Raw genomic sequence first — 14,970 nt, forward strand, 5'->3', positions numbered from 1 at the left:
CCCATGGTATTCCGCGGCGATCGGCGGGACCCCCGTGTTCAACTCCTGTTTACCTGAGGGCCGGGAGGCGTTCACGGCCGTGGGGAACACTGATGCCGTAACGTTGCGTGCGACGCGCCCTCCCGGCGCGCCGGAGGAAAGGGAACCGTTCGATATGCGTGAAGTCTTCCAGCAGGAGCTGCGCGAGGTGCAGGACCGCCTCGTGGAGATCGCTGAGCTCGTGAAGGACGCGATCCAGCAGGCGACCACCGCCTTCGGGAACTCCGACGTCGCTCTCGCGGAGCAGGTCATCGACAGCAGCGAGGCGGTCGAGGAGCAGGCGGGCGCGCTCGACGAGCTCACCATCGACATCCTCGCCCGGCAGCAGCCGGTCGCCTCCGACCTGCGCCTCATGGTGGGCGCGCTGCGCATGAGCGCCTCGCTCGAGCGCATGGCCGACCTCGCGCAGCACATCGCGCAGCTGGCGCGCTACCGCTACCCCGAGAGCGCGATCCCCAAGGGCCTGAAGAAGACCTTCGTGCGCATGGGCGAGCTCGACGTGCTCATGGCGGAGAAGCTCGTCGAGCTCCTCCGCAACCAGGATCCGGCCACGATCGACGTGATCCGCGACATGGACGACGACATCGACGAGCTGCACGCCAAGGTCTTCGAGAAGGTCCTCAGCGACAAGCTGCAGGCCGACCCGACCGGCGTGGTCGACGCGACCCTCGCGAGCCGCTACCACGAGCGCTTCGGGGATCACGCGGTGCACATCTCGAAGCAGATGAACTTCTTCCTGCGCGGAGAGCTCGAGTAGGCGGGATCGGCGTCACACGGGGCGAGCGCCCCTGACGAGGCCGTAGACTCGAAGGATGCAACAGCGGATCTACGACTCACGGACCCAGGACGTCGTCGACTTCGTCCCGCGCGAAGCGGGACGCGTCGGGCTGTACGTCTGCGGGCCGACCGTGCAGTCCGCTCCGCACATCGGACACCTGCGCAGCGCGCTCGTGTACGACCAGATGCGGCGCTGGTTCGAGGCGACGGGCCTCGAGGTGACGCTGATCCGCAACGTCACCGACATCGACGACAAGATCCTCGACAACGCGCGCATCGCGCGCGAGGCGGGCGGCTCGGAAGAGTGGTGGGCCCTGGCCTACCGGGTCGAGCGCGACTTCACCGCTGCGTACGACGCGATCGGCGTGCTGCCGCCCACCTACGAGCCGCGCGCGACGGCGAACATCCGCGAGATGGTCGAGCTGATCGAGCGGCTCATCGACCGCGGCCACGCCTACCGCGCTGCCGACGGCTCGGCGAGCGTCTACTTCGACACCGCGAGCTGGCCCGAGTACGGCGCGCTCACCCGGCAGCGCCGGGAGCAGATGGAGGACGCCGCCGACTCCGAGCCGGTGGGCAAGCGGGATCCCCGCGATTTCGCGCTGTGGAAGGCGTCGCGCGAGACCGAGCCGGCGACCGCGTCGTGGCCGTCCCCGTGGGGTGCGGGCCGTCCCGGCTGGCACATCGAGTGCTCCGCCATGGCCACCCGCTACCTCGGCACCGAGTTCGACATCCACGGCGGCGGCCTCGACCTGCGCTTCCCGCACCACGAGAACGAGCTCGCCCAGTCCTCGGCGGCGGGGCACGGTTTCGCCCGGCACTGGATCCACAACGGCCTCGTGAACACCGGTGGCCAGAAGATGTCGAAGTCGCTCGGCAACTCGCTCTTCGCCCACGACCTGCTGGCGCAGACGCGGCCGATCGTGTTGCGCTACTTCCTCGGCTCGGCCCACTACCGCTCGGTGCTCGAGTTCTCCGAGACCTCGCTGACCGAGGCCGCCGCGGCGTTCGAGCGGATCGAGGGATTCCTGGCGCGCGCGACCGAACGCTCGGGTGCCGCTCCCGAGCCGGGAGCGCTGCCGCGGGCCTTCGTCGATGCGATGCTCGACGACTTCGCGGTGCCGCAGGCGCTCGCGGCGCTGCACGAGGCCGTGCGCGCGGGCAACACCGCGATCGATGCCGGTGATGCCGACGAGCTGAGTGCTCGTGCGGGCGAGGTCGTCGCGATGCTGCGCGTGCTCGGGCTCGATCCGTCCGACGCGGTCTGGAGCGCGGGTGCTGCCGCGGGCGCGGGCGCAGCGGCCGAGGGCGCGCTCGACGCGCTCGTCGGCGCACTGATCGAGCAGCGCGCGGAGGCGCGCGCCAACAAGGACTTCGCTACGAGCGACGCGATTCGCGACCGGCTGCAGGCCGCGGGCATCGCACTCGAAGATCGTCAGAACGGAACGGGCTGGAGCCTCGCATGAGCAATAAGAGTGGGCGCGCGGGCGCCGTACGCAAGAAGAGCCGCGGCAAGGCCGTGGGATCGGGCGGTCAGGGCCGTCAGGCGCTGGAGGGCCGCAAGCCGACCCCCAAGGCGGAGGACCGCCCTTACCATCCGGCGGGCAAGGCCAAGGCCGCGCGCGAGCGCCTGAACGCGGCGCGCGATCGTCACGGCAACCGCGGCGGCTCGGGCAACCGCGGGGGCTCGGGCGAGCGCGTGCAGCGCTCCACCCGCAAGCCGGTCGACACCGAGCTCGTCACCGGTCGCAACGCGGTGCTCGAAGCGCTGCGCACCAAGACCCCGGCGACCGCGCTCTACGTCGCGGCGAAGGTCGAGATGGACGACCGCATGCGCGAGATCCTCGGCCTGGCGGTCGGGCGCGGGGTTCCCGTGCTCGAGGTGATGCGCGCCGAGCTCGATCGCATGACCATGCGCGACACCGTGCACCAGGGCGTGCTGCTCAAGGTGCCGCCCTACGAGTACGCGCACCCGCTGGAGGTGCTGGACCAGGTCGAGGAGCGCGGCGAGAACCCGCTGCTCGTGGCGCTCGATGGGGTCACGGATCCGCGCAACCTCGGGGCGATCATCCGCTCGGTCGCCGCGTTCGGCGGCCAGGGCGTCATCGTGCCGCAGCGTCGTTCGGTCGGCGTGAACGCCGCGGCCTGGAAGACCTCCGCGGGCGCGGCGGCGCGCGTGCCCGTGGCGATGGCCACGAACCTCACGCGGACGCTCAAGGACCTGAAGAAGCGCGGCGTCTTCGTGATCGGCCTGGACGGCGGCGGCGACGTCGAGCTTCCCGGTCTCGAGCTCGCGGACCGTCCCGTGGTGCTCGTGGTCGGCAGCGAGGGCGAGGGCCTCTCGCGTCTCGTCACGGAGACCTGCGACGTGATCGTGTCGGTGCCGATCTCGGCCGCGACGGAGTCGCTCAACGCGGGAATCGCTGCGAGCGTCACCCTCTACGAAGTGTCGAAGCTCCGCGCCGAGCGCGCGGCCGTCTCCGAGTAGGCGCGGACGGCTCACAGCACCGTCAGCGAGGTCGCGATCCAGCGCCTGCGCAGGTATTCGAGGCGCATCGGTACCGCGTAGGCGCGCATCGCCGTGTGCAGTGTGACGGACGCCTCGGCGACGTTCGGGCGCGGCCGCGTGATGTGCGCGGGACCGGCCTCCGGGACCGAGCGGCGCTGATCGCCCAGCACGCGGCGGCGCTCCTCGTGCATCGCCCGGAGGCGTTCGAGGCGCCGGGCGACGAGCGGCGTGATCCAGGGGCCCAGTTGCGCCGCGGTCCGGGTCCCGTCGATGACCTCGAACGCGCGGACCGCGAGGTTCCGGATCAGGCGGGGCGGCGGTTCGGGAATGTCGGCGGGCACCGGTTCCTGCGGCTTCGGCCACTGCAAGTGGTGGTCGGAGCTCGACGGCCGTCGGTGCCGGTGCGGGGGCGAGTGCTGGTGGGCGCGCGAGCGCATGCGGGTATCGGGCACGGGATCCTCTCGAAACGTGATGGACGTCCCCCACAGACCCCGGATCCGCTCGCAGCGCCGGGCGGCGTGCGAGCGGATGCCTTCAACCCTAGAAAACCGGATCAATCGACGGTCAAGCGTGTTCGCGCACGGTGCTTCCGTGCATTCGGTGTCTGCGCCCGGTTGCTCGCTCGGTCGGGCACGCTCGCCGCGTTCCGGGGCCGCCGCGCGAAACGTTAGGCTGATCCCGTGTCGACGCTGCAGAATCTCGCCGAGAAGTACTCGAACCTCAGCCAGGAGGAGATCGAGTGGCTCGATCTGCTCGTGCTCGACTGGCCGCTGCTCGCCGACCTCGCGCTCGGCGACGTCGTGCTGTGGGCGCCGACCGACGCGGGGAGTACCTCGCGGTCGCGCACAGCCGCCCGGCGGGTTCGGTCACGCTCTTCTACCGGGACGTGATCGGCGACTTCCTGCGTCCCGACTGGCGCGACCTCGTCGACGAGGCCATGACCACCCGGGCCCCGGTCGTCTCCACCTCTCCGGCCTGGTACGAGGAGAACCCGATGAACCTCACCGCGTTCTCGGTGAGCCGTCGCGACGAGCAGGGACGGCTGCAGGGGCCGTTCGCGGTCGTCACGCTGCACACGAGCAGCGCCGACCAGCAGAGCGCCTCGCGCATCGGCGCCGCGTTCCGCGAGTGCGCCTCCGATCTCTTCTCCATGATCCAGCACGGGCTCTTCCCGTCGCCGGGCACCACCAAGGGCCGCGAGCGCGGCGCACCCCGGGCCGCGGACGGCCTCGTGCGCGTCGCCACCGACGGCGAGGTCACCTTCGCGAGCCCCAACACCCAGACCACCTTCACCCTGCTGGGCTACCGCGACGAGCTCGAGGGCGAGAAGCTGAGCGAGGTGCTCGCCGAACTGCTGAAGGGCCAGTTCGACACCAACGAGTCCCTGCCGCTCATCACCCAGGGCAAGATCGCGAAGCGCGCCGACATCGAGGCGAGGGGCCGCGTGGTGACCCTCCGATCGATCCCGGTGATCCGCGACGGAGAGCGGGCCGGCGGGATCATCCTGACCCGCGACGTGACCGACCTGCGCCAGCAGGAGCAGGAGCTCATCACCAAGGACGCGACGATCCGCGAGATCCACCACCGGGTGAAGAACAACCTGCAGACCGTCGCCTCGCTGCTGCGAGTGCAGGCCCGTCGCGCGCGCAGCGAGGAGGCCAAGGAGGTGCTCGGCCAGGCCATGCGCCGCGTCGCGGCCATCGCGGTCGTGCACGACACGCTGTCGACCGGGCTCTCGCAGATCGTCGACTTCGACGTGGTCTTCGACCGCGTGCTCGGACTGGCGGCCGAGGTCGCGAGCCTGCACGGCACCACCGTGCACCCGAGCAAGGAAGGCCAGTTCGGAGAGCTGCCCTCGGAGTACGCGACGCCGCTCGCGCTCGCCCTGACCGAGGTCGTGACCAACGCGGTCGAGCACGGTCTCGCGGGTCGCGAGGGGAGGTCATCATCCGGGCCGACCGCACCGACGACCGGCTCGCGGTCGAGGTCATCGACACCGGCTCCGGTCTGCCCGACGGCCGGGTCGGCGACGGACTCGGCACGCAGATCGTGCGCACCCTCATCGAGGGCGAGCTCGGCGGGTCGATCTCCTGGGGGTCCGACGCCCGGGGCGGCACCCGGGTCGCGATCGAGGTACCGCTGCACTGGATCCGCACCGACACCCGCGAGATCCCGCGGGTCAGCGTCAGCGCGTAGCGGCAGAGGGGAAGGTACGCGGGAGCGCTTGCGTCTGCGCCTCCTCGCGCCGCCCTGACTCATTTCGTCGAGGTGCCCCGTGTTGCGGTTGTGACGAATCACAACCGCAACACGGGGCACCTCGATGCGAGAGCCGGGGCATCCGGCCGGGGGCGTGCGCTTCACCGGAAGCCGGCGGCCCCGGGCAGTCAGCTCCGGCGTCGCTCCCGTGCGTTCCGCGCGAGGATCCCGGCGCTGACGCCGAGCAGGAGCACGCCGAGCCCGAGCACGGTGCCCGAGATCCACACGGCCGGGTCGACCGTGCCCGGGGCGAGGGACACCTGGACCACGAAGGCGCAGAACGCGAGGATCAGCGATCCCCACACGATGGGGCCGGTGCGTACGCGACGGTGCGGCTCGACCGGCGGCACCGGGGCGAAGGCCTGCGTCGGAGCGGCGTGCGCCGCCGCGCCGGGCGCCGAGGGATCCGCCGCGGTCTGAGCCGCGGGATCCGCGGAGGCGGACTCCGTGCCAGCGTCCGCGGCGTTCTCGTGCGGCACCTCGCCCGCTCGCGGCGCGGCGCCGACCGGGTCTGCGGGATCGATCGGTGCGGTCGGATCCTGGTCGCTCATCGGGTGCCTCCCTGGTTCGACGTCGCCGGATCGACGACGGTCACGTTGCCTCCGAGCACGCGGACGGTCACGCGAGTGGTGGGGCCGGGCTCGCCGGCACCGGTCTCGATCGTGCGCGCCACGAGCGGGCCGGACTGCTTGAAATCGATGCCGTCGCGCTGCTCGGTGATGTTGCCCGCGCCGACCTCGACGCGCACCCGCGCGGGCCGGTCGGCGGGGGCTGCACCTTCGCGTTGCCGGCGAGCACCCACACCTCGTAGTCCTCACCGGCTTGCCGGGAGTCGAGGGATCCGAGGTCGAGCACGGTGGTCCCAGCGAGCATGACCGTCGCGGGAGCTTCGGCCCCGGCGTCGAGGTGCCCGAAGGGCTGGAATCGGCTGCCCCAGGGGAGCACCGCGGCGAACAGGACCGCGACGACGCCGCAGGCGGAGAGGAACCCGATCCAGCCGGTGCGGCGGCCGCGGATGCCGGCGACGACGAGCGAGAGCGCGAGCACGACGAGGGCCGCGATCATCGAGGCGAGCACGGCACCGGCGGTGTCGCCCGGGATGTGCGAGGCGCCGAGTGCCTGCGTCTGCTGCGCCCACAGCGCCGTGGCGCCGGCGGCGAGCAAGGCGAGTGCGAGGGTGAGCACCGTGTGCACGGGACCGAGCCGCGTGGCGCGCTGCTCGGCACGGTGCTGCGCCGTCCATGCGGCGGAGCGGGCGTTGACGTCGGCGGTCCACTCGTCGGCTCGTCTGCCCGCGCGCTCGCCCCAGGCGTTCGCGCGCTCGCTGAACTGCTGCCCCCAGGCTTCGGCGCGTTCCCCGGTGCGCTGGCCCCAGGCTTCGGCACGGTCGGCGAAGTCGCGGGTCTGCTGTCCGAACGAGGCCGCGGGATCCTGCTGAGCGCGAGGGGCGCCGGGGGCGCCGGCGGCGCCGGGTTGAGCGGGATCGCCGGGCTGCGACGGCTGCCCGGGTGCGGCCGGATGGCGCTGGCCGCCGAACGCGCGGCTCAACCAGACGACGCCGAGCACGATGATCGCGACCCAGCAGAGCCAGGCGATCGTGCCGGAGAGCCACTCGGGGATCCCGAGCGCCCCCAGAGGTCCCAGTGCCAGAGGCCGAGGTTCGGCACCCCGGCGACGGAGGGGACGAGGAGCCCGATGACGACCGGGATGAAGACGAGCGTCGCGAGGATGATCGTGACGGTCAGCATCCCGGCCGAGGCTCGCCCCCGGAAGACCTCCTCGAGGTGGATGCGTCCGAGCGTGTCGGGCAGCAGGAGCCAGCCGGCCAGGTAGAGCAGGATCCCCGGGCCGCCGAGCAGCGCGAGCACGACGAAGACGCCGCGAACGATCAGCGGGTCGATCCCGAAGCGCGCCGCGATGCCCGAGGCGACGCCGGCGAACCAGCGGTCGTCGCTGCGCTGCACCCGGAGGCCGCGGATCCAGTCGAAGAAGCCGGCCGCGAAGGGGCGTCCGCCGGGGGTGCCCGCGGGGCCGGCGCCGGGGGTGCCGGGGCCGCCGGGAGTTCCGGGAGGGGGAGTCGTTTCGTTCATGCTTCGAGTCTGGCCTCGGGTCGATCGACGCGGCTATGGGGGATCACCCTGAGCGGACCCCCATTCCCGCCCCCGAGCACCCCGATTCCCGGTCCCGGATGCTTGGATGGAGGCATGGATCGCCCCGCTCTCACGAGACCCGACGACGGCCGCCTGCTCGCGGGCGTCTGCGCCGGGCTCGCGGTGCACCTCGGAGTCCCGGTCGCGGGCGTGCGGATCGTGTTCGCGGCGCTCCTGCTCGCGAGCGGTGCGGGCGGGATCCTCTATCTGTGGTTCTGGGCGACCGTGCCGCGGGCCGGCGCCGACGAGGGGATCATCCCGATGCGTCGCGTGCTGACGCGTCCGGCGGCCGACCGGGGCGCCGCGGGCACCCCCGGGCCCGCTCCCTCGCCGTCCGCGGCCGGGAAGGCCTCCGTGGCCGAGCCGTCCGCGGCCAGGACCTCAGCCGCGAAGTCGACGGCGCAGACAGCGTCCGCCCCGACGACGCCCGCCCAGAAGACGCACGCCCCGACCGCGGCGGCCTCGTCGGTGCCGGCACCGTCGGAGCCGGCCCCAGCGGACGCACGCGAGCCGGCCGCGCGGCGGCCGATCGCCGAGGTCGTCCTCGGCGCGAGCCTGCTGATCGCGGGTCTCGCGCTCGTGCTGACGCAGCTCGGCGTCGACCTGCGGCTCGAGGTGATCCTGCCGGGCCTGGCCGTCCTCGTGGGCGTCGGTCTCGCCTGGTGGCAGATCGCCGACCGCGATCGGCCGGAGCGCAACCAGGTGCCGCGGGTGCTCGGCGCCCTCGCGCTGGTCGCCGTCGGGGTCCTCATGTTCTTCGTCACGGCCAAGCAGCCCAGCGCCTGGACCGTGATCGCGGCGGCGGTCGCCGTGCTCATCGGCGTCGCGCTCGCCATCGCCCCCTGGGTGCTCCGCGTGAACCGCGAGCTGATCGCCGAGCGCTCGGGTCGCGCCCGCGAGGCCGAGCGCGCCGAGATCGCCGCCCACCTGCACGACTCCGTGCTGCAGACGCTGGCGCTGATCCAGCAGCGATCCGAACCGGGGAGCGAGGTGGCCCGCCTCGCCCGCGGCCAGGAGCGCGAACTGCGCGAGTGGCTGTTCCGCGGGGCCGACGGCGGCGGTCCCGAGGAACGGACGGAGATCGCGGCCTCGCTGCGCGCGCACGCGGCGGCGCTCGAGGCCGAGCACGCCGTGCGCTTCGAGCTCGTGGTGGTCGGTTCCGGCGGCGTCGCACCCGACCCGATCGTCGCTGCGGCGAAGGAAGCGATGCTCAACGCGGCCAGGCACGCCGGCGGCGAGGCGACGGTCTACATCGAGACGGGACAGGATCGCGTCTCGGTCGACGTGACCGATCGCGGGCCGGGGCTCGACCCGGCCGAGCTGCCCGAGGGGCGGATGGGCGTGCGGGAATCGATCCTCGGACGCATGGAGCGCGCCGGCGGCACGGCCAGGATCGTGCCGGGACCGGGCGGCACCGGCACCTCCGTGCGGCTCACGATGCCGATGCCCGTGCCGCAGGACGAGACGAACGAGAGGGCGGAACGCTGATGGAGACGCAGGACCAGGCGATCCGGGTGGTGATCGTCGACGACCACCAGATCTTCCGGACCGGCCTCAGGGCGGAACTCGGGCCGGAGCTCGAGGTGATCGGGGAGGCCGCCGACGTCGATGCGGCGGTCGAGATCATCGAGCGGGAGCGCCCCGAGGTCGTGCTGCTCGACGTCCACCTGCCGGGAGGAGCGGGCGGCGGCGGAGCCGAGGTGCTGCGGCGCACCGCGGGCGTCCCCGGCGTGCGTTGCCTGGCGCTCAGCGTGTCGGACGCGGCCGACGACGTCGTCAGCGTGATCCGCGCCGGAGCGCGCGGCTACCTCACGAAGACGGCCTCGGGCGCGGAGGTAACCGCCGCGGTCGTGCGGGTGCGGGGCGGCGACGCGGTGTTCTCGCCCCGGCTCGCGGGCTTCGTGCTCGACGCCTTCGGAGCCGGGACCGGCGAGACGGCGCAGGCGGACGACGAGCTCGACCGGCTGTCGGCACGCGAGCAGGAGGTCATGCGGATGATCGCGCGCGGCTACGCCTACAAGGAGGTCGCCGCGGAGCTCTTCCTCTCGGTCAAGACGGTCGAGACGCACGTGTCGAACGTGCTGCGCAAGCTGCAGCTCTCGAACCGGCACGAGCTCACCGCGTGGGCGCTCAGCCGGCGACTGCTGTAGCGCCGACGGCCGGCGCCCGGGTCAGTCCCATCCGGGCAGCCAGCGGTGCGCCTGCCAGAACCACTCCGACATCGGGATCCCCGACCAGACGGGGAAGAAGAACGCGCCGAGTGCGACCGCGAAGCCGAGCACGAGTGCGACCGTCAGCCGCCGGCCGAGCAGCGACTCCCGGCTCCCGTCGAGCCGCATGCCGCGCGCCGAGGCCCGCTCCGACCGGATCGGGATGCCCCACAGCATGCCGAGCACCAGCGCGAGGCCGATCGCGGAGAACGGGGTCAGGACGACCGCGTAGAACTCGAACACGGCGCTGCGCTTCACCGTGAGCAGCCAGGGCAGCCAGCCCGAGGCGTAGCCCACCAGCACGAACGCGGCGGCAGGCATCAGCGGACTCGCGACGAGCGATCGCGCGATGCGGTGACGCGGCGGAAAGGCGCGCTCCGCCGCCGGCCTGGCGCGAGCTGCGCGAGCGGCGACCCGGCCCGCGGCCCGCACCGGGCTGGCGGCGCCGGTCGCCGTGCGGAGCACGAGCCAGATCAGCACGAGCAGCGCGAGCACCCCGCCCCAGGTGACGACGACGTTGGGCAGCGTCGACACCACCGAGACGCATCCGCCCGTCCAAGGGCAGGCGGATCCCTGCGAGATCTGCTGCAGGTACATCGCCGTCGGGCGCAGATCGAGCGGCCAGGTGATGGGGTGCGACGCGTACGGATGCGGAGCCGAGAGCGACCCGTGCCAGGCCAGCATGTCGGAGTGGTATCGCAGCAGATCCGACCACCAGGATCCCTTCGGGGTGCGGTCCCAGCCGCCGGGCGTCACGATCCAGCCGATCCAGGTCGCGAGGTAGGCGAGGACCGCGGCCGGCAGCGCGATCAGCCCCGTGATGAACGCCTGCGCGAGCGCATCGAGCAGGGGGTCCTGGCGCCCAGGCGGAGCCGGCGCAGCAGATCCTGCACGACCACGAGCACGAGGAACGCCGCGAGCGGATAGAGGCCGGACCACTTGATCCCCGCGGCGGCGCCGAACGTGAGACCCGCCGCCAGCAGCCACGGACGTCGCCACACCAGGGGTGCGAAGCGGGCGCCGCTCAGCGCGGACTCGCGCAGCACGCGGCCCGTCTGCTCGTGGTCCCTCCACATGAACAGCGCGCCGAGCGCGATGGCGAGCGCGAGGAAGCCGTCGAGCAGGCTGACGCGGCTGAGCACCACGTGGACGCCGTCGAGCGAGAGCAGCAGCCCGGCGATGCACGCGATCGCGAGGCTGCGGGTCATGCGCCATGCCAGCCGCATCGTGACGCCCACGGTGGCGACGCCCGCGACCGCGGCCGAGATCCGCCATCCCCAGCCGGTGTCGGGGCCGAACAGGAGCACGCCCAGGCCGATCAGCCACTTTCCGAGCGGCGGATGCACCGCGTTCGACGCGGCATCGGTGAACGCGTGCGCGCTCGCCGCCGTGAGCGCGGGGTCGTCGTTCGGCCACGTGGTCGGGTACCCGTGAGCGAGCTGGCTGATCGCGTCGCGCACGTAGTAGAGCTCGTCGAAGACGAGGGTGCCGGGGCGGGCGAGCGCCCAGAGACGGAGCGCGGCCGCGAGCAGCAGCACCAGCACCGGCGCCAGGCGGCGCATCCGGAAGAGAAGCCGCTCGGTGCTCGACATGGTTCCACCCTACGGTGCGCGCCGGGGGATCCCTCGCGGGTAGCATTGGGGTCGTGCTGACTCGTCTGTCCAATTACTTCCTGAAGACGCTTCGCGAGGATCCGGCGGATGCCGAGGTCGCGAGCCACAAGCTGCTGGTGCGCGCCGGCTACATCCGGCGCCAGTCGCCGGGCGTGTTCGCCTGGCTGCCGCTCGGCCTGCGCGTGAAGGCCCGCATCGAGCAGATCGTGCGCGAGGAGATGATCGCCGCGGGCGCCCACGAGGTGCACTTCCCGGCGATGCTGCCGCGCGAGGCGTACGAGGCGACGGGCCGCTGGGAGGAATACGGCGAGACCATGTTCCGCCTGCAGGATCGGCACGGCGCCGACCACCTGCTCGCTCCGACGCACGAGGAGGCGTTCACCGTGATGGTGAAGGACATCGTCTCCTCCTACAAGGATCTGCCGCTCATGCTGTTCCAGATCCAGGACAAGTACCGCGATGAGGCGCGCCCCCGCGCCGGCCTCCTGCGCGGTCGCGAGTTCACGATGAAGGACGCCTACTCCTTCGACGTGAGCGACGCGGGTCTCGACGCCAGCTACCAGAAGCAGCGCGACGCCTACGAGCGCATCTTCCAGCGCCTCGGCCTCGAGTACGTCATCGTGTCGGCCGACGCCGGCGCCATGGGCGGGTCGCGCAGCGAGGAGTTCCTGCTGCCGATCGAGATCGGCGAGGACACCTTCGTGCGCTCGGCGGGCGGGTACGCCGCGAACGTCGAGGCGTACGTCACTCCCGTGCCCGAGTCGATCCCGTTCGACGGCCAGCCCGCTGCGCAGGTCTTCGACTCGCCCGACACCCCGACGATCGAGACCCTCGTGGCGCACGCGAACGCCGTCCTGCCGCGCGAGGACGGCCGTGCGTGGACCGCGGCGGACACCCTCAAGAACGTCGTGCTCGCGATCACCTCGCCGGAAGGCGAGCGCTCGATCGTGGTCGTCGGCATCCCGGGCGATCGCGAGGCCGATCTGAAGCGCGCCGAGGTCGCCTTCGGGGGCTTCGAGGTCGAGCCCGCCACCGCGGCCGACTTCGCGAAGCACCCGGGGCTCGTCAAGGGCTACATCGGCCCGGGGACGCTCGACGCGCCCGTGCTCGGCGAGGAGTCCGCGACCGGGATCCGCTACCTGCTCGACCCCCGCGTCGTGCCCGGCACGTCCTGGATCACGGGCGCCAACGCCGACGAGAAGCACGTCGCCTACCTGGTCGCCGGCCGCGATTTCGTCGCCGACGGCACGGCCGAGGTCGCCGCAGTGCGTGACGGGGATCCCGCGCCCGACGGCTCGGGTCCCATCTCGACCGCGCGCGGCATGGAGATCGGCCACGTGTTCCAGCTCGGGCGCAAGTACGCCGAAGCGCTCGGACTCAAGGTGCTCGACGAGAACGGCAAGCTCGTCACGGTGACCATGGGCTCCTACGGCATCGGCGTGACCCGCATCATGGCGATCCTCGCCGAACTGCACCACGACGATCGCGGCCTGATCTGGCCCCGCGCGATCGCGCCCTTCGACGTGCACCTGGTCGCGACCGGCAAGGACCCCGAGGTGTTCGCCCTCGCCGAGCGGCTCGCCGCCGACCTCGACTCGGCGGGCGTCGAGGTGCTGTTCGACGACCGCCCCAAGGTGTCGCCCGGCGTGAAGTTCGGCGACGCCGAGCTGCTCGGCGTCCCTCGCGTGGTCGTGGTCGGCCGCGACGCGACCGAGGGCTTCGCCGAGGTCTGGGATCGCGCAGCGGGCGCCAAGGAGAAGGTCGCGCTGGCCGAGGTGCCCGCGCTGTTCGGCGCCTGATCCGTTCCGCACCCGCGCACAGGCGGCGGCCCCGGAGGGCCGCCGCCTGTGCCGTTTCGGGGAAGTGCGGTATCCTAGGCGTTTGACCCGCGAGCGCGGGTCCCACAGCTGAATAAGGAGGCCACCGTGCAGATTCCACTTGTCACGCTTCGACAGATCGAGCGTGAACGGGAGATCCCGTTCGACGAGCTGGTGGAGATCATCGAGCAGGCGGTGCAGTCCGCCTATCTGCGCCACGCCGAGAACCAGAACATCCCCGTGCCCCGCGCCGACGACGTGCGTGCGACGCTCGATCGCAAGACCGGCGACATCTCCGTGCTCGTTCCCGAGCTCGACGAGGACGGCCAGGTCATCGGCGAGGCGTACGTCACGACCGACGAGTTCGGCCGCATCGCCGCGAGCGCCGCCAAGCAGGTCATCGGCCAGCGCCTGCGCGATCTCTCGGACGATGCCGTGCTCCTCGCCTTCAAGGAGAAGGAGGGGCAGATCGTCTCCGGTGTCGTGCAGCAGGGCCCGAACCCGCGCATGATCCACGTCTCGCTCGGCGACGTCGAGGCGATCCTGCCCCCCGAGGAGCAGGCCCCCGGCGAGGAGTACCCGCACGGCGCTCGTATCCGCGTCTACGTCACGAGCGTCTCGAAGGGCCTCAAGGGCACCCAGGTGGTCGTCTCGCGCACCCACCCCGGGCTCGTCCGCAAGCTCTTCGAGCTCGAGGTGCCCGAGCTCGCCTCCGGCCTGGTCGAGATCGTCTCGCTCGCTCGCGAGGCCGGTCACCGCACCAAGGTCGCGGTCCGCGCGATGCAGCCCGGTATCAATGCCAAGGGCACCTGCATCGGCGAGATGGGGCGTCGCGTGCGCGCCGTCATGAGCGAGCTCGGCGAGGAGAAGATCGACATCGTCGACTACTCGCCCGAGCTGCCCGCGTTCGTCGCGAACGCGCTGTCGCCCGCGAAGGTGACGGACGTGTTCATGCTGAACGAGTCGCTCAAGCAGGTGCGCGCGCTGGTGCCCGATTTCCAGCTGTCCCTCGCGATCGGCAAGGAGGGGCAGAACGCCCGTCTCGCCGCGAAGCTGACGGGCGCGAAGATCGACATCCAGCCCGATTCGATCATGAACGACTGAGACCGATCGGGCAGGATGTCGATCTGAGCGCGTTTCGCGGAGCGGCGAAGCCCGACGCGGAACGTCCGGATCGGCGCATCCAGCCCGATTCGATCATGAACGACTGAATCGAGACTGCGGAGGAGGCGGCGCCGGCCGCTGGTCGGCGGCGCCTCCTCCGCCCCGGGGCGCAACGCGCCGGGGAAGACGTGCAAGTGGGAAGCTGGTAAGATGGTTGCGGTTCGGACCTGTGTTGCGTGCCGCCAACGTGCGGAACGTGCAGAGTTGCTCCGAGTCGTGCTGCGCGGGGGTCGGCTCATGGTCGATGAGCGCGCGGCGCTTCCCGGGCGCGGCGCGTGGGTGCATCCCACGCGCAGGTGTCTCGAACTCGCGGTGTCGCGCGGATCATTCGCGCGTGCACTCAGGGCATCGGGGAAACCCGATGCCAGCCCCCTTAGAGAACAGGCTGAAAACACTCATGGACAACTAATGAGCGGCTCACGATGAGGCCCGTCC

14 protein-coding genes and 1 pseudogene are annotated in these 14,970 nt (G+C 71.9%); 9 read left to right on the plus strand and 6 right to left on the minus strand.

The window, feature by feature from the left end; genetic code table 11:
* Nucleotides 1-154 precede the first annotated feature (154 nt).
* The 3 genes from phoU to rlmB are packed head-to-tail and all read left to right on the plus strand — an operon-like array spanning nucleotide 155 to nucleotide 3,304.
* Nucleotides 155-796, plus strand: a complete 642-nt coding sequence (gene phoU, locus AB3K78_RS01595; RefSeq protein WP_099723494.1) for a phosphate signaling complex protein PhoU — start codon at nucleotides 155-157, stop codon at nucleotides 794-796.
* Between the two features lie 55 nt (nucleotides 797-851).
* Nucleotides 852-2,282: a cysteine--tRNA ligase gene (gene cysS / locus AB3K78_RS01600; protein WP_416445582.1), complete on the plus strand. Its 1,431-nt coding sequence runs from the start codon at nucleotides 852-854 to the stop codon at nucleotides 2,280-2,282.
* Nucleotides 2,279-3,304, plus strand: coding sequence for a 23S rRNA (guanosine(2251)-2'-O)-methyltransferase RlmB (rlmB, locus tag AB3K78_RS01605; protein ID WP_416445584.1), 1,026 nt, complete (start codon nucleotides 2,279-2,281; stop codon nucleotides 3,302-3,304). The genes cysS and rlmB overlap by 4 nt, the downstream gene beginning before the upstream one ends.
* Nucleotides 3,305-3,315: 11 nt before the next feature.
* On the opposite strand, the gene AB3K78_RS01610 is transcribed toward rlmB, so the two are convergent.
* Nucleotides 3,316-3,777, minus strand: coding sequence for an Rv3235 family protein (locus tag AB3K78_RS01610; protein WP_416445586.1), 462 nt, complete (start codon nucleotides 3,775-3,777; stop codon nucleotides 3,316-3,318).
* A gap of 228 nt (nucleotides 3,778-4,005) precedes the next feature.
* Between AB3K78_RS01610 and AB3K78_RS01615 the strand changes: the two are divergent.
* A pseudogene (locus tag AB3K78_RS01615) lies at nucleotides 4,006-5,521 on the plus strand (sensor histidine kinase).
* 188 nt (nucleotides 5,522-5,709) lie between these two features.
* Here AB3K78_RS01615 and AB3K78_RS01620 read toward each other — a convergent pair.
* The 3 genes from AB3K78_RS01620 to AB3K78_RS01630 all read right to left on the minus strand — a co-directional run bounded on the left by AB3K78_RS01620 (nucleotide 5,710) and on the right by AB3K78_RS01630 (nucleotide 7,671).
* Nucleotides 5,710-6,132, minus strand: a complete 423-nt coding sequence (locus tag AB3K78_RS01620; protein WP_416445588.1) for a hypothetical protein — start codon at nucleotides 6,130-6,132, stop codon at nucleotides 5,710-5,712.
* Nucleotides 6,133-6,199: 67 nt separating this feature from the next.
* On the minus strand, nucleotides 6,200-7,147 hold the full coding sequence (locus AB3K78_RS01625) for a hypothetical protein (protein ID WP_416445590.1): 948 nt from the start codon (nucleotides 7,145-7,147) through the stop codon (nucleotides 6,200-6,202).
* The gene (locus AB3K78_RS01630; protein ID WP_416445592.1) at nucleotides 7,126-7,671 is read right to left on the minus strand and encodes a PspC domain-containing protein; all 546 of its coding nucleotides are present in this window, start codon (nucleotides 7,669-7,671) and stop codon (nucleotides 7,126-7,128) included. Before AB3K78_RS01630 ends, AB3K78_RS01625 begins: the two co-directional genes overlap by 22 nt.
* A gap of 114 nt (nucleotides 7,672-7,785) precedes the next feature.
* On the opposite strand from AB3K78_RS01630, the gene AB3K78_RS01635 reads away from it, so the two are divergent.
* Both AB3K78_RS01635 and AB3K78_RS01640 read left to right on the plus strand, forming a co-directional pair.
* The gene (locus tag AB3K78_RS01635; protein WP_416445594.1) at nucleotides 7,786-9,219 is read left to right on the plus strand and encodes a PspC domain-containing protein; all 1,434 of its coding nucleotides are present in this window, start codon (nucleotides 7,786-7,788) and stop codon (nucleotides 9,217-9,219) included.
* Complete coding sequence (locus tag AB3K78_RS01640) at nucleotides 9,219-9,881, plus strand: LuxR C-terminal-related transcriptional regulator (protein ID WP_416445596.1); 663 nt, start codon at nucleotides 9,219-9,221, stop codon at nucleotides 9,879-9,881. Before AB3K78_RS01635 ends, AB3K78_RS01640 begins: the two co-directional genes overlap by 1 nt.
* A gap of 21 nt (nucleotides 9,882-9,902) precedes the next feature.
* Here the strand turns inward: AB3K78_RS01640 and AB3K78_RS01645 are convergent, their stop codons facing one another.
* Nucleotides 9,903-10,625: a hypothetical protein gene (locus tag AB3K78_RS01645; protein ID WP_416447280.1), complete on the minus strand. Its 723-nt coding sequence runs from the start codon at nucleotides 10,623-10,625 to the stop codon at nucleotides 9,903-9,905.
* A gap of 125 nt (nucleotides 10,626-10,750) precedes the next feature.
* Nucleotides 10,751-11,533, minus strand: coding sequence for a phospholipid carrier-dependent glycosyltransferase (locus tag AB3K78_RS01650; RefSeq protein WP_416445598.1), 783 nt, complete (start codon nucleotides 11,531-11,533; stop codon nucleotides 10,751-10,753).
* Nucleotides 11,534-11,586: 53 nt separating this feature from the next.
* On the opposite strand from AB3K78_RS01650, the gene AB3K78_RS01655 reads away from it, so the two are divergent.
* From AB3K78_RS01655 to AB3K78_RS01665, 3 genes are all read left to right on the plus strand, one after another.
* The gene (locus tag AB3K78_RS01655) at nucleotides 11,587-13,353 is read left to right on the plus strand and encodes a proline--tRNA ligase (RefSeq protein WP_416445600.1); all 1,767 of its coding nucleotides are present in this window, start codon (nucleotides 11,587-11,589) and stop codon (nucleotides 13,351-13,353) included.
* A 126-nt stretch (nucleotides 13,354-13,479) separates the two neighbouring features.
* On the plus strand, nucleotides 13,480-14,475 hold the full coding sequence (gene nusA, locus AB3K78_RS01660) for a transcription termination factor NusA (protein WP_416445602.1): 996 nt from the start codon (nucleotides 13,480-13,482) through the stop codon (nucleotides 14,473-14,475).
* 210 nt (nucleotides 14,476-14,685) lie between these two features.
* The gene (locus AB3K78_RS01665) at nucleotides 14,686-14,961 is read left to right on the plus strand and encodes a YlxR family protein (protein ID WP_416445604.1); all 276 of its coding nucleotides are present in this window, start codon (nucleotides 14,686-14,688) and stop codon (nucleotides 14,959-14,961) included.
* Nucleotides 14,962-14,970: the final 9 nt, after the last annotated feature.

The organism is Leucobacter sp. HNU (genome assembly GCF_047946755.1).
Lineage (GTDB): Bacteria > Actinomycetota > Actinomycetes > Actinomycetales > Microbacteriaceae > Leucobacter.

What these genes read in the sequence shown, in the direction of transcription:
- AB3K78_RS01645 (WP_416447280.1), bottom strand. Translation starts at nt 10,625, where the DNA reads ATGCTGGCCTGGCACGGGTCGCTCTCGGCTCCGCATCCGTACGCGTCG.
- AB3K78_RS01630 (WP_416445592.1), bottom strand. Translation starts at nt 7,671, where the DNA reads ATGAACGAAACGACTCCCCCTCCCGGAACTCCCGGCGGCCCCGGCACC.
- AB3K78_RS01640 (WP_416445596.1), top strand. Translation starts at nt 9,219, where the DNA reads ATGGAGACGCAGGACCAGGCGATCCGGGTGGTGATCGTCGACGACCAC.
- cysS (WP_416445582.1), top strand. Translation starts at nt 852, where the DNA reads ATGCAACAGCGGATCTACGACTCACGGACCCAGGACGTCGTCGACTTC.
- rlmB (WP_416445584.1), top strand. Translation starts at nt 2,279, where the DNA reads ATGAGCAATAAGAGTGGGCGCGCGGGCGCCGTACGCAAGAAGAGCCGC.
- AB3K78_RS01665 (WP_416445604.1), top strand. Translation starts at nt 14,686, where the DNA reads ATGGTTGCGGTTCGGACCTGTGTTGCGTGCCGCCAACGTGCGGAACGT.
- AB3K78_RS01620 (WP_416445588.1), bottom strand. Translation starts at nt 6,132, where the DNA reads ATGAGCGACCAGGATCCGACCGCACCGATCGATCCCGCAGACCCGGTC.
- AB3K78_RS01650 (WP_416445598.1), bottom strand. Translation starts at nt 11,533, where the DNA reads ATGTCGAGCACCGAGCGGCTTCTCTTCCGGATGCGCCGCCTGGCGCCG.
- AB3K78_RS01635 (WP_416445594.1), top strand. Translation starts at nt 7,786, where the DNA reads ATGGATCGCCCCGCTCTCACGAGACCCGACGACGGCCGCCTGCTCGCG.
- phoU (WP_099723494.1), top strand. Translation starts at nt 155, where the DNA reads ATGCGTGAAGTCTTCCAGCAGGAGCTGCGCGAGGTGCAGGACCGCCTC.